The following is a 14,361-nucleotide window of genomic DNA, read 5'->3' as shown; positions in this document are numbered from 1 at the left end:
TGATGAATATAAGCACGGGCGAAGCCCGGGCCAGGCCAAACGCGCCGCCAGCGATTGATGGCTATCAATACGTGCGCGCGAAAAAAGCCTGAGTCTAAGAGCTGGAACGCTCCCGCGTAACCGGCAAAGCTACCTTAATGATGAAAGGCAGTCCAGCCGAGAGGGGCTGGCACTTTGCCACAACTCAAGGCATGCTAGCCGCCCTCCGGGCGTCCGGCTTATAGTGCACGTCGCGCCAATCCAGCCAAACCGCAGGATAACAGTTTGTCCAATGTCACTCCGCCTTCGTCCGTGAGCGCACTGAGTCCTGCGACCGGATCGCCCCTGCGCGGCACCTTGAAAGGTGCATTGGCGACGCTTGTCCTGCTGTTGATCGGATTGCTGCTCTGGCAGTTGTTCGACCAACTGAGCGAAACCCAGAAAAGCCAGCGCCAGTACACCATCGACTACACCGCCGATCTGGCCGCGCAAGTCAGTCTGAACATGGCGCTCAACGCTCAGATCGCACTGAATCTGCTACCGATCGTCGAACAACCGCAGACCGTTGATCAGCAACAGGCGTTGCTGCGCAAACTGCAGCGGTCCTTGCCTGATTTACTCAGCCTGGCGCTGCTCAGTCCCTCGGGAAAAATCCTCAGTGACAGCGCCAGCGACAGCCAGGATGCGGACTACCTGAGCGATCTGGTCCGACGCAGTCACACGCAGGTGCATTACTTCAGCAATGCCAACGACGGCTCGGTGGTGAACCTGTTACTGCACCAGGCCAGCGGCAGCACGCGCGGCTACTGGGTCTTGCGCCTGCGGCCGACGTTTTTCTCTTCGCTGACCAAGCAGAGTGACACAGGAGTCCGCCCGCTGTGGGTAGTGGAAAACCGCATCAACCAACAGATCATCAGCCGTGACGACGGGTTGCCCTCGAACAAACCGGACACGGTAAACGCCAATGACCTGGCGAACAGCGTGCTGGTCGTGCCACTCAGTAACAGCGACTGGCAGTTACGCGGGCTGTTTGACCGGCAACGAGTGTTCGAACAACTGCTGCCGGTGCTTATCGGCAAATGCCTGCTGGGCCTGGCCTTCTCGCTGCTACCGCTCATCGCATTGTTGAACATGCGCCGACGCCAGCGTCAGGTGCACGACGGGCGTCGGCGCTATCGGGACATTTTCGACGGCACCGGTGTTGCGCTCTGCGTACTGGATCTCTCCGGGCTCAAAGCCTGCCTCGACAAGGCGCAACTGCACACCAGCGAGCAATTGCGGCGATGGCTGGAGAACACCGAACAACGCCAGCAATTGCTGCAAGAGTTGCGCATCACCGAGGTCAACCAGGTTGCCTTGCACCTGCTCAACGTCCAGTCCGGCGAACAAGCCTGGAAACTGCTGATCGAAGGCGGACCACTGGATGGCAATGCCATTGGCAACCAGCTGCTCGACGCCGTGCTCAACCAGCACAAACAGCTGGAACTGGAAATCAAGCTCAAGGACCGCCAGGGCCACGACCAGCATCTGTGGCTGGTGTTGCATTTGCCGCAAGCACAGCACGACGCCAAAGCAGTGATCCTCAGCATCAGCGATATCACCAGCCGCAAGCTTGTCGAGCTGTCGCTGCTGGAGCGTGAAGGCTTCTGGTCGGATGTCGTGCGCACCGTCCCGGATCACCTCTACGTGCAGGACGTGATCAGCCAGCGGATGATTTTCAGCAACCATCACCTGGGCCAGACGCTGGGTTACAGCAAAACCGAACTGCACCAGATGGGCGAGTACTTCTGGGAGATTCTGCTGCACCCCGAAGATGCCGATCACTACCACCGCTTGCGTCAGGGACAGCGCCAGGCCGGTTACACCCAACTGCTGCAGTGCCAGCTGCGCTTTCGCCATCGCGACGGTCAATGGCGGTGTTTCGAAATCCGCGAGCAGGCGCTGGCGCGCGACAAACACGGCCAGGTCACCCGCATCATTGGCGTGGCCAAAGACATTACCGATCAGATCGAAGCCAGCGAATCCTTGCGCGACAGCGAGCAGCGTTACCGGATGCTCGCTGAAAGCATCAGCGACGTGATTTTCTCCACCGACAGCAAACTCTCGCTCAATTACGTCAGCCCGTCGGTAAATACCGTGCTCGGTTATGACGTTGACTGGATCTTCCAGAATGGCTGGCAATCAACCATCGCCAACCCGCAACAATTGACCGGCATCTACAGCCTGATGGACCGGGTCAGCAAGGTTCTGGATAACCCCGGGCAACTGGCGCAACTGCGCACTCAGGTGCAAACCCAGCTGTTCCTGTTCGACTGCTTGCGTGCCGACGGACGCAAGATCCCGATCGAACTGCGCCTGGTCCTGGTCTGGGATGAACACGGCGCGTTCGAAGGCGTGCTCGGGGTCGGTCGCGATATCAGCCAGCAGCGCCGCGCCGAGAAAGACCTGCGCATGGCCGCGACGGTTTTCGAGCACTCGACGTCAGCGATTCTGATCACCGACCCGGCCGGCTACATCGTGCAGGCCAACGAAGCCTTCAGCCGCGTCAGCGGTTATGAAGTAGCACAGGTTCTCGACCAGTTGCCGAATATGCTGACCGTCGATGATCAGCAGGAAGCTCACCTGCGCTATGTGCTCAAGCAACTGCATCAGCACAGCACCTGGGAAGGCGAAGTCTGGCTCAAGCGTCGCAACGGTGAACACTACCCGGCGTGGGTCGGCATTACGGCAGTACTCGATGACGAAGGCGACCTCGCCAGCTACGTGTGCTTTTTCAGTGACATCAGCGAGCGCAAGGCCAGCGAACAACGGATTCACCGCCTCGCCTACTATGACGCCCTGACCCACCTGCCCAACCGCACCTTGTTCCAGGACCGGTTGCACACCGCACTGCAATCGGCGGAGCGGCAAAAGTCGTGGGTCGTGCTGATGTTTCTTGATCTCGACCGTTTCAAACCGATCAACGACTCCCTCGGCCACGCCGCCGGCGACCGCATGCTCAAGGAAATGGCCATCCGCCTGCTCGGTTGCGTCGACGATGACGACACGGTGGCGCGCATGGGCGGCGACGAGTTCACCTTGCTTCTGCAACCGCGTGCCAACCGTGAGATCGCGCTGAACCGGGCGATTCACGTGGCCGAGCAGATCCTTGCCAGCCTGGTGAAACCGTTTGTCCTCGAAGGCCGCGAGTTCTTTGTCACCGCCAGTATCGGCATCGCCTTGAGTCCGCAGGACGGCAACGAACTGAGCCAACTGATGAAAAACGCCGACACGGCGATGTACCACGCCAAGGAGCGCGGCAAGAACAACTTCCAGTTCTATCAGGCGGACATGAACGCCAGCGCCCTCGAGCGTCTGGAACTGGAAAGCGACCTGCGCCACGCCCTTGAGCAAAACGAATTTGTTCTGTACTACCAACCGCAATTCAGCGGCGACGGTAAACGCCTGACCGGCGCCGAAGCCCTGCTGCGCTGGCGGCATCCACGTCGCGGACTGGTGCCGCCGGGAGACTTCATTCCAGTACTCGAAGAGCTCGGGCTGGTGGTGGATGTCGGTGACTGGGTGATCAGCGAGGCCTGCCGTCAGCTCAAGAGCTGGCACCAGAGCAAGGTCCGCGTCCCGAAAGTCTCGGTGAACATCTCTGCCCGGCAGTTCTCCGACGGCCAGCTCGGGACGCGCATCGCCACCATCCTCAAGGACACGGGCCTGCCACCGGCCTGCCTGGAGCTGGAACTGACCGAAAGTATCCTGATGCGTGAAGTCAGCGAAGCCATGCAGATTCTCGCCGGGCTGAAAAACCTGGGCCTGAGTATTGCCGTCGACGACTTCGGCACTGGATATTCATCACTGAACTACTTGAAGCAGTTCCCGATCGACGTACTGAAAATCGATCGGACCTTCGTCGATGGCCTGCCGTCCGGCGAACAGGACGCGCAGATTGCCCGAGCGATCATTGCCATGGCCCACAGCCTGAATCTGGCGGTGATCGCCGAGGGCGTGGAAACCCAAGAACAGCTCGACTTCCTCCGCGAACACAGCTGCGACGAGGTACAGGGTTATCTGTTCGGCCGCCCGATGCCGGCGAGTCGCTTCGAAGCGCAGTTCAGCAATGATGCGTTGTTCATGCTTGACTGAAATCTTTGTGGCGAGGGAGCTTGCTCCCGCCGGCCGGTCCGCGCTCGGGCGAAGCAGTCGCAAAACCACAACCGTGCTCCACCTGACACACCACATCCACCCATTTTGGGATCGCTTCGCAATCCAGCGGGAGCAAGCTCCCTCGCCACAGGCGTTATTCGTCGCCCCAATGGCTCATGAACACCACTTGTCTGCGACATGATGTCCTTTCATATGCCAGACAAAACCCATTGGGTTAGAATGCCTTCCTTTTCTGCCCCCCCCGATCCTTGAGGACCGCCATGTTCAGCCGTGATTTGACTATTGCCAAGTACGACGCCGACCTTTTTGCCGCCATGGAGCAAGAAGCTCAGCGCCAGGAAGAACACATCGAGCTGATCGCTTCGGAAAACTACACCAGCCCAGCGGTGATGGAAGCTCAAGGCTCGGTTCTGACCAACAAGTACGCCGAAGGCTACCCGGGCAAGCGCTACTACGGTGGTTGCGAGTACGTCGACGTGGTTGAGCAGCTGGCCATCGACCGAGCCAAGGAACTGTTCGGCGCCGATTACGCCAACGTTCAGCCACACGCGGGTTCGCAAGCCAACAGCGCCGTTTACCTGGCCCTGCTGCAAGCGGGCGACACCATCCTGGGCATGAGCCTGGCTCACGGCGGTCACCTGACCCACGGCGCCAGCGTTTCCTCCTCCGGCAAGCTGTACAACGCCGTTCAGTACGGTATCGACAGCAACGGCCTGATCGACTACGACGAAGTCGAGCGCCTGGCGGTAGAGCACAAGCCAAAAATGATCGTGGCCGGTTTCTCTGCCTACTCGCAGATCCTGGACTTCCCGCGCTTCCGTGAAATCGCTGACAAGGTTGGCGCCTACCTGTTCGTCGATATGGCTCACGTAGCCGGTCTGGTCGCTGCGGGCGTCTACCCGAACCCGGTTCCATTCGCTGACGTAGTCACCACCACGACCCACAAGACCCTGCGCGGTCCACGTGGCGGCCTGATCCTGGCTCGCGCCAACGCCGACATCGAGAAGAAACTGAACTCCGCGGTATTCCCGGGCGCCCAGGGCGGCCCGCTGGAGCACGTGATTGCTGCTAAAGCGATCTGCTTCAAGGAAGCCCTGCAGCCTGAGTTCAAGGCCTACCAGCAACAAGTGGTCAAGAACGCCCAGGCCATGGCTGGCGTGTTCATCGAGCGCGGCTTTGACGTGGTCTCCGGCGGTACTGAAAACCACCTGTTCCTGCTGTCGCTGATCAAGCAGGAAATCTCCGGTAAAGACGCCGACGCCGCTCTGGGCAAAGCGTTCATCACCGTGAACAAGAACTCGGTACCGAACGATCCACGCTCCCCGTTCGTCACCTCCGGTCTGCGCTTCGGTACTCCGGCTGTGACCACTCGCGGCTTCAAAGAGGCTGAGTGCAAAGAGCTGGCCGGCTGGATCTGCGACATCCTGGCGGACCTTTCCAACGAAGCGGTGATCGACGCCGTTCGCGAGAAGGTCAAGGCCATCTGCAAGAAGCTGCCGGTATACGGCGCTTAATCAGCCCGCTTAACCGCAGCAAAAAGAAACCGGCCAGTGATGGCCGGTTTTTTTTCGCCTGCGAAACCGCTCAAGATCGGCCCTTACCGCACAACTGGTAAGACCGGTAAAGCCAATTTGTCATTTTCCGCTTGCAGCCCTCTGAAAACAGCGCCTAAACTGCGCCTGCACTGGACATACCGGTAAGACCACAATAATTAAGTCCTGAATCTGATGCGCACAGCGCACGGCACCCAGGACACTCACCAGGATTCCTCCCATGCTCAGATGGTGCTCGCGCTCAATCTTCCTTCAAGTTGTCCTTGGACTGGTGCTTGGCATCATCTGCGGGCTGACCCTTCCCGAATACTCCGCCCAGTTAAAACCCCTCGGCGACGGCTTCATCAAACTGATCAAAATGCTCATTGGCCTGATCGTTTTCTGCGTGGTGGTCAGCGGTATTTCCGGCGCAGGCGACCTGAAAAAGGTCGGACGCATCGGCCTCAAATCGGTGATCTACTTCGAAGTGCTAACCACCATCGCCCTGGTGATCGGTCTGGTGTTCGCATTCAGCACCGGCATCGGCAGCGGCGCGAACATTCATCTGGATCAGCTATCCACCGCCGACATGGGCGATATCGCCCAGCGCGGCCAGCACATGCACACCACCACGCAGTTCCTGATGGACCTGATCCCGACCTCGGTGATTGGCGCCTTTGCCGACAACAACATCCTGCAAGTGCTGCTGTTCTCGGTCTTGTTCGGCAGCGCGCTGAACCTGGTGGGTGAAGCGGCGTCGGGAATCTCGCGACTGATCAACGAGCTCAGCCATGTGATCTTCCGCATCATGGGCATGATCGTGCGTTTGGCACCGATTGGTGTGTTTGGTGCGATTGCCTTCACCACCAGCAAATATGGCCTGGATTCGCTGCAACACCTGGGCAGCCTGATCGGCCTGTTCTACCTGACGTGTACAGTGTTCGTGTCGTTGATCCTGGGCCTGGTGATGCGCCTTTCCGGCCTGCGGCTGCTGCCCTTTCTCAAGTACCTGCGCGAAGAGTTGCTGATCGTCCTGGGCACCGCCTCCTCTGACGCCGTGCTCCCGCAGATCATGCGCAAACTGGAGCACCTGGGTATCGGCAGCTCGACGGTTGGCCTGGTGATTCCCACCGGTTACTCGTTCAACCTCGATGGTTTTTCGATCTACCTGACCCTGGCCATCGTGTTCATCGCCAACGCCACCGGCACACCGCTGGCCATGAGCGATTTGCTGACGATCCTGCTGGTTTCACTGATCACCTCCAAAGGTGCCCACGGCATTCCCGGTTCGGCCCTGGTAATTCTGGCGGCGACCCTGACCGCGATCCCGGCGATTCCGGTGGTGGGCCTGGTGTTGGTGTTGGCGGTGGACTGGTTCATGGGCATTGGCCGGGCATTGACCAACCTGATCGGTAACTGTGTCGCCACCGTGGCCATCGCCCGCTGGGAAAAAGACATCGATGTCCAGCGTGCCAACAAGGTACTGTCCGGTGAGCAGGGCTACACCTTCCAGTCGCGTAAATCAGCACCGCCGGCGCATCAGCAAGAATTTTGACCGAACCTTGTGCCTGTCACTGGCAGGCACAACAATTCAGCGTTTTACCGTCTCTCATGGAGCGAACAGTGATCACCTCGTCGACAGTTGTAAATTCAGTGGTTGAAAAGCTTCGTGCCGCGTTGGCGCGCGGGCAGTGGCGCTCTGGCGATATGTTGCCGGGGCAACGCGAACTGGCTGAACAACTGGGTATCAGCCGGCCTAGCCTGCGTGAAGCGGTGATCGTGCTGGAGACCCTCGGCCTGGTGCGCTCCATGCCCGGCAAAGGCGTGGTGGTGCTGGAGGCCAACCTGAACGACGCGCCAGCCAACGACAGTGGCGTAGCCGGCGCCAGTCTCGAGGATGTGTTGCAACTGCGTTACACCCTCGAACCGTTCATTGTCGGATTGGTTGCCCAGTCCATCAGTAGCAAGGAAATCGGCCAACTGCGCCTGACGCTGATGGACATGCGCGAAGCCCTTGAAGCCAACGACAGCGAAGCCGGAATGAACGCCTACATCGCGTTCCACGAAGAGCTGTTTACCCTGACCTCGAACCCGATCTTCCAGAACGTCGTGCAGCAAACCAGCAACGCCCTCAAACAGAGCGCCGAGATGCTGCGCAACTCCCCGGAACATTTGGCCGAGCGCCTGGAAGAAAACGAAGCCGTGGTCCGCGCAATCCGTAACAAGAACAGCGCCCTGGCCAGCGCCGAAATGCGTCGGCACATCCTTCAGGAAGGACAGCGCATGGGTATTGAGCTGAATATCCCGGATGACAATCTGGGCCAATAACTGTTTGTAGAATCCCCTATCGGCAACCGGACTGGAGACTGGCCATGAGTTCCTACGCCTTGAAGAATCCCGTTTTCTCGATTTCCGCCGCCCTGCCCTTGCGCCGCCAGAGCGAAAAAAAGCGTTGCGTCGATGACATCTATCCGCAGATTTTCGACGCCATTCTCGAACAACGCATCGCCCCGGCCAGCCGCTTCACCGAAGAAAGTCTCGGCCAGGCATTCGGTGTCAGCCGCAGCATCATCCGCCAGGTACTGGCGCGATTGTCCCATCAGCAGGTGGTCATCCTGCGGCCCAATCATCGCCCGCAAGTTGCTGCCCCCGATGCCGAACAAACCCGCCAGATACTCCACGCCCGCAGACTGACTGAAACCACCCTGGTGCGACTGGCCTGCCAACAACCGACGTCCCGGCACCTGCCGCAGCTACGCGAATTGATCGACCGCGAACGCCGCTGCATCGAGCAAAACCAGCGCGGGTCGGCGATTCGCCTGTCGGGTGAGTTCCACCTGCAACTGGCGCACGTCGCCGGCAACGCACCGCTGGCACAATTTCTTGGCAGCCTGGTGCCGCTGACTTCGCTGGCTATCGCCTGCTACGAAGAACGGTCGCCCAGTCATTGTGCGTGGCAGGAGCATGCGGCGATTGTCGAGGCGATAGAGCGCGGAGACGCCAAGGCTGCCGTGGGGCTGATGACCGAGCATCTGGATCATCTTGAGAAGAAATTACTGAGCCCGGAATCGGCCCCTGATAGCGTCGCCGGTTAGATCGCCATCGCGGGCAAGCCTTGCTCCTACAAGTTATACGCACGCCTTGTAGGAGCAAGGCTTGCCCACGATAACGGCCTCAAACACGCGGAAGATATCCGACCTTACTCCGCAGCAACCCGCGCAAACCCCTCACGGATTTTCTCTTCCGGCAAATCATCGGCAATAAACACGATCACACTTTCCCGCGCGTCATCCTCGGCCCACTCGGTATCCCAGTCAAAACCGTACAACTTCAGCACGCCCTGAAACACCATGCGCCGAGGTTCGCCGACGATGTTCAACACGCCTTTGTAGCGCAGCAGTTGCTTGCCGTGGTCTTCCAGCAGTTCGTTCATGAACTCGCTGAGCTTGTCGATATCCAGCGCTTTGTCCGTACGCAGCACCAGGCTCGAGATGCGGTCGATTGACGGCGCCTTGCTCACCGGGCGCAGGCTTACGCCACCGCCGAGGTCGGCGTTGAGATTGAAACCACGCACGTCGAGCAACTCGGCCAGGTCGATCTTGCCGTGTTCGACCACGCGGATCGGCGCGCGACGATTGATCCGGGTCAGACGTTCGCTCAGAGCGTTAAATGTCGCCTCGTCGACCAAATCGCGTTTGCTCACCAGCAAGCGGTCGGCAAAACCGATCTGCGCCTGGGCGATGGTCTGGGTCAGGTGCTGCTCGGCGTGAGCCGCATCGACCAGGGTGATGATGCCGTCGAGGATGTAGCGCTCGCGCAGCTCTTCATCGATAAAAAAGGTTTGCGCCACCGGCGCCGGATCGGCCAGGCCGGTGCATTCGATCACCAGACGGTCGAAGGCGATTTCGCCGCTGTCCAGGCGTTCGAGTAACAGGTACAGGGCCTTGGTCAGGTCGGTGTGAATGGTGCAGCAGACGCAGCCGTTGGACAGCGTCATGACTTGCACCGGCTCGTCGCCCAAGAGCTGGGTGTCGATGCCGGCGTCGCTGAATTCGTTTTCGATCACGGCGATTTTCAGGCCGTGCTCGGCTTTGAGCAGATGACGCAGCAGCGTGGTTTTGCCGGCGCCGAGGAAACCGCTGAGGACCGTAACAGGGATAGGGGGTAGCAAAAGAAAATCTCCCAAACGCTGAAAAAACTGTAGGAGTACAGCTTGCTGGCGATAGCGATCTTGAAGACGCCATCGCCAGCAAGCTGTACTCCTACAGTCGTGTGTTACCTAGACCTCATGCATCAACAGCACTTCGGCCCACCCTTGCCACCATAACGAGCCTCCTGGCGTTCCCTGAAGAACGCCTCGTAGCTCATCACCGGTTTGTCCGGGTGTTTGGTTTGCATATGCTCGACGTAGGTGTCGTAGTCGGGCATGCCGACCATCAGGCGCGCGGCCTGACCGAGGTATTTACCGAGGCGACTCAGGTCATTGAACATGCTTGCAACCCTCGATTACGCTTCTGGAATAGCCTGGAATGGCGATTCTTTATCCGTGCGTTCTTTGCTGCCCCAGGCGGAAATACCGACCTTGATCGCATAGAACAGGATGCTGAAGACCACAAACAGGAACAGCGCCGTCAGCGTTGCGTTGGTATAGGCGTTGTAGATCACGTGCTGCATCTGCGTGATGTCCTTGGCCGGGGCGAGGATCTGACCGTTGGCCAGGGCATCGCTGTATTTCTTGGCCAGCGACAGGAAGCCGATCGCCGGGTTAGCGTCGAACAGCTTGATGAAGCCTGCGGTGGTGGTGCAGATCAGCAGCCAGGCGGCTGGCAACAAGGTCACCCAGATGTAGCGTTGGCGTTTCATTTTGATCAGCACCACCGTGCCGAGCATCAGCGCGATACCGGCCAGCATCTGGTTGGAGATACCGAACAGCGGCCACAAGGTGTTGATGCCGCCCAGCGGGTCGATCACGCCTTGGTACAGCAGATAACCCCACATGGCCACGCAACCGGCGGTCGCGATCAGGTTGGCGGTCCAGGACTCGGTGCGTTTAAGCGCCGGAACGAAGGAGCCGAGCAAATCCTGCAGCATGAAACGTCCGGCACGGGTACCGGCGTCGACCGCCGTCAGGATGAACAGCGCTTCGAACAGGATCGCGAAGTGGTACCAGAATGCCATGGTGTTTTCACCCGGCAGAACGCTGTGCAGGATCTGCGCGATACCGACCGCCAGGGTCGGCGCACCGCCGGCACGGGCCAGCACGGTGGTTTCACCGATGTCCCTGGCCACCGCTTGCAGGGCTTCCGGGGTGATCGCAAAGCCCCAACTGCTGACGGTTTGCGCGACTTGCATCACTTCACCGCCGACGATCGCCGCCGGGCTGTTCATGGCGAAGTACACGCCCGGTTCGATCACCGAAGCCGCCACCATCGCCATAATGGCCACGAAGGACTCCATCAGCATGCCGCCGTAACCGATATAACGGGCATGACCTTCACTGGCTAACAGTTTCGGGGTGGTCCCGGAAGCGATCAGCGCGTGGAAACCGGAGACCGCACCACAGGCGATGGTGATGAACAGGAACGGAAACAACCCGCCTTTCCAGACCGGCCCGGTGCCATCGATGAACTGGGTCAGTGCCGGCATTTTCAGCTCGGGCATGGTGATCAGGATGCCGATCGCCAGGGCGACAATGGTACCGATCTTGAGGAAGGTCGACAGGTAGTCACGTGGCGCCAGGATCAGCCAGACCGGCAATACTGCCGCGACGAAACCGTAGCCGATCAGCATCCAGGTGATCTGGATCCCGGTGAAGGAGAAGGCCTTGGCCCAGACCGGATCAGCGGCAATCTGCCCCCCCAGCCAGATCGAACCGAGCAACAGCAGCACGCCGACAATGGAGATTTCACCGATGCGGCCCGGGCGGATGTAGCGCATGTACACGCCCATGAACATCGCGATCGGGATGGTCGCCATCACCGTGAAAATACCCCACGGGCTTTCGGCCAGGGCCTTGACCACGATCAGCGCCAGCACCGCAAGGATGATGATCATGATCAGGAAGCAGCCGAACAGCGCAATGGTCCCGGGGATCTGACCCATTTCTTCACGGACCATGTCGCCCAGGGAACGACCGTTGCGGCGGGTCGACATGAACAGGACCATGAAGTCCTGAACGGCACCGGCCAGCACCACGCCGGCGATCAGCCAGAGCGTGCCGGGCAAATAGCCCATCTGCGCCGCCAACACTGGACCGACTAACGGACCAGCACCCGCGATGGCCGCGAAGTGGTGACCGAAAAGAATGTGTTTGTTGGTCGGCACGTAGTCCAGACCGTCGTTGTTGACGACGGCGGGGGTGGCTCGCAGTGGATTGAGCTGCATCACATTATTAGCAATGAACAGACTGTAGTAACGGTAAGCAACCAGATAAATGGCCACTGCAGCGACCACAATCCACAAGGCATTGATCGCCTCGCCGCGGCGCAAAGCCACTACGCCCAGGGCACAGGCGCCTACGATTGCCAGCAACAGCCAGGGTAAGTGGCGCAGCAGGCTATTATTATTTTTCATTTTTTTATTCCAGCCAGAGTGGACAAAAAAGACCGTCACCCCGAGTTTAGCGCTACTGGCGCTAAAGACCATACCCCGACATAGGTCCCAGGCTCTGTACGAAAACTGCCTTGGGTGGCAGCCTGTGCGGATGCCGGTCTATAGTCAGCGAACACCCAGAGGATTGCGCCATGAGGGACCACCCTGCCAATCGCCGCCGCTTCAAACGCATTGCCTTCGATGCCATAACCGAGCTCAGCCAGGGTGAGCATCGCTGGCCGGTGAAACTGCTCGACCTGTCACTCAAGGGCCTGTTGATCGAACGCCCCGAGCCCTGGCTCGGGGACAAAGAGAAGATGTTTTCGGTCGATATTCACTTGAGCAAAGACACCGAGATCCGCATGGACGTGCAACTGTCCCATGACAATAACCGCCAATTGGGCTTCGTCTGTCGGTACATCGGCCTGGAGTCCGTCAGCAGCCTGCGACGCTTGATCGAACTCAATACGGGCGATCAGGCCGAGCTGGAACGGGAGCTGGGCGCGCTGATCCACATTTGACCCACTCTCGCAGGAGCTGCAGCAGGCTGCTCCCATGAGGGTTGGGTTTATTCAAATAGCGCGTCCAGGGCTTGTTCCAGTCGGGTCACCGCGATGATCCGCAACCCGGCAGGCGCTTCCTTCGGTGCATTGCCCTTGGGCACGATTGCGCGTTTGAAACCATGCTTGGCCGCTTCCTTCAAGCGCTCCTGACCGCTTGGCACCGGCCGTACTTCACCGGACAAGCCAACCTCACCGAACACCAGCAGATCGTGGGGCAATGGCCGATTGCGCAGGCTGGACATCACGGCCGCCATCAACGCCAGGTCGGATGCCGTTTCCAGCACCTTGACCCCGCCGACCACGTTGAGGAACACGTCCTGGTCGTGCGTCGGTATACCGCCATGACGGTGCAGCACGGCCAACAGCATGGCCAGACGATTCTGATCCAGACCGAGGGTGACACGGCGCGGGTTGGCCAGGTGACTGTCATCCACCAACGCCTGAACCTCCACCAACATCGGTCGTGTGCCTTCCCATGTCGCCATCACTACGCTGCCCGGAACTTCCTCCTGCGCGCGCGTGAGAAAAATCGCCGACGGGTTGGAGACTTCCTTCAGGCCCTTGTCAGTCATACCGAACACGCCCAACTCGTTGACCGCACCGAAGCGGTTTTTCACCGCCCGCAACAGACGCAAGCGTCCATCCGACTCTCCTTCGAAATACAGCACCGTGTCGACCATGTGCTCCAGCACTCGGGGCCCCGCCAATGCGCCTTCTTTGGTCACGTGGCCGACGAGGAAAATCGCCGTGCCGCTCTGTTTCGCGTAACGCACCAGCAACGCCGCGCTTTCGCGAACCTGGGACACGCCGCCTGGTGCCGATTGCAGTTGCTCAGTGAAAATCGTCTGGATCGAGTCGATCACCATGACCTTGGGTTTTTCCACCCGGGCCGTGGCAATGATGGTTTCGATGCAGGTTTCGGTCATGACCCGCAGTTGATCTTGCGGCAAGCCCAGACGTCGGGCGCGCATGGCCACTTGCTGCTGGGACTCTTCGCCGGTGACATAGAGTGCCGGCATCCGGGTTGCGAGGTTGCACAGGGTTTGCAGAAGGATGGTCGACTTGCCGATACCCGGATCACCGCCGATCAACACCACCGAGCCATCGACCAGACCGCCACCGAGCACCCGATCCAGCTCACCGGACGCGGTGGAGAAACGTGGAATTTCTTCGACGCTGACTTCAGCCAGCGTCTTGATTTGCGCCTGCTGCCCGGCCCAACCGGTCCGACCGCTGGGGGCGGCAGCCCCGCCACTTTCCACCAGGGTTTCAGTCAGGGTGTTCCAGGCCCCGCATTCGCCGCATTGGCCAGCCCACTTGGGGAAGGTCGAGCCACACTCGGTGCAGCCGTACATGCGCTTTGCCTTGGCCATCTGAACTCCTGGAAAAAACCGCGATGATAGCTCAGCTGGACAACTTCAGCGCACTGTCCTGACGACCGTTGTTCAACGAAACTTTTCGATGATAGGGAAAGCACTCGCAGGATTACGCTTAAGCCGTATCGGTCTAACTTTTTCGCTGAAACTATTGAACGCTGCCCA

General features: G+C 59.6%; 10 protein-coding genes. 6 read left to right on the top strand and 4 right to left on the bottom strand.

Features of this window, described 5'->3' with window-relative positions; translation table 11 throughout:
• Positions 1 to 264: 264 nt before the first annotated feature.
• The 5 genes from HK44_RS08115 (at position 265) to HK44_RS08095 (ending at position 8,761) form a co-directional block, all read left to right on the top strand.
• Positions 265 to 4,113, top strand: coding sequence for a sensor domain-containing protein (locus tag HK44_RS08115; protein ID WP_019691602.1), 3,849 nt, complete (start codon positions 265 to 267; stop codon positions 4,111 to 4,113).
• A gap of 281 nt (positions 4,114 to 4,394) precedes the next feature.
• A complete protein-coding gene (glyA, locus tag HK44_RS08110) occupies positions 4,395 to 5,648 on the top strand; it encodes a serine hydroxymethyltransferase (RefSeq protein WP_019691601.1) in 1,254 nt (417 codons plus the stop codon).
• Between the two features lie 259 nt (positions 5,649 to 5,907).
• The gene (locus tag HK44_RS08105) at positions 5,908 to 7,221 is read left to right on the top strand and encodes a C4-dicarboxylate transporter DctA (protein WP_019691600.1); all 1,314 of its coding nucleotides are present in this window, start codon (positions 5,908 to 5,910) and stop codon (positions 7,219 to 7,221) included.
• A gap of 68 nt (positions 7,222 to 7,289) precedes the next feature.
• Positions 7,290 to 7,994 carry a FadR/GntR family transcriptional regulator gene (locus tag HK44_RS08100; RefSeq protein ID WP_019691599.1) on the top strand — a complete coding sequence of 235 codons (705 nt, stop codon included), beginning with the start codon at positions 7,290 to 7,292 and terminating at the stop codon, positions 7,992 to 7,994.
• A gap of 44 nt (positions 7,995 to 8,038) precedes the next feature.
• Positions 8,039 to 8,761, top strand: coding sequence for a GntR family transcriptional regulator (locus HK44_RS08095; protein ID WP_019691598.1), 723 nt, complete (start codon positions 8,039 to 8,041; stop codon positions 8,759 to 8,761).
• Between the two features lie 104 nt (positions 8,762 to 8,865).
• Here the strand turns inward: HK44_RS08095 and yjiA are convergent, their stop codons facing one another.
• The 3 genes from yjiA to HK44_RS08080 all read right to left on the bottom strand — a co-directional run bounded on the left by yjiA (position 8,866) and on the right by HK44_RS08080 (position 12,239).
• Positions 8,866 to 9,837 (bottom strand): GTPase, encoded by a 972-nt coding sequence (yjiA, locus tag HK44_RS08090; RefSeq protein WP_019691597.1) that lies wholly within the window; start codon positions 9,835 to 9,837, stop codon positions 8,866 to 8,868.
• Positions 9,838 to 9,959: 122 nt separating this feature from the next.
• Positions 9,960 to 10,157, bottom strand: a complete 198-nt coding sequence (locus tag HK44_RS08085; RefSeq protein ID WP_010448516.1) for a YbdD/YjiX family protein — start codon at positions 10,155 to 10,157, stop codon at positions 9,960 to 9,962.
• Between the two features lie 15 nt (positions 10,158 to 10,172).
• Positions 10,173 to 12,239, bottom strand: coding sequence for a carbon starvation CstA family protein (locus HK44_RS08080; protein WP_019691596.1), 2,067 nt, complete (start codon positions 12,237 to 12,239; stop codon positions 10,173 to 10,175).
• 170 nt (positions 12,240 to 12,409) lie between these two features.
• On the opposite strand from HK44_RS08080, the gene HK44_RS08075 reads away from it, so the two are divergent.
• Positions 12,410 to 12,778, top strand: coding sequence for a PilZ domain-containing protein (locus HK44_RS08075; RefSeq protein ID WP_019691595.1), 369 nt, complete (start codon positions 12,410 to 12,412; stop codon positions 12,776 to 12,778).
• 47 nt (positions 12,779 to 12,825) lie between these two features.
• Here the strand turns inward: HK44_RS08075 and radA are convergent, their stop codons facing one another.
• Entirely contained in the window at positions 12,826 to 14,193 is a 1,368-nt protein-coding gene (gene radA / locus HK44_RS08070) for a DNA repair protein RadA (protein ID WP_019691594.1), read from the bottom strand.
• Positions 14,194 to 14,361: the final 168 nt, after the last annotated feature.

Source organism: Pseudomonas fluorescens HK44 (genome assembly GCF_000217955.3).
Classification (GTDB): Bacteria; Pseudomonadota; Gammaproteobacteria; order Pseudomonadales; family Pseudomonadaceae; genus Aquipseudomonas; species Aquipseudomonas fluorescens_AQ.
Note: the sequence above shows the minus strand (reverse complement) of the source record. Positions and strands in the feature narration are given on the sequence as shown.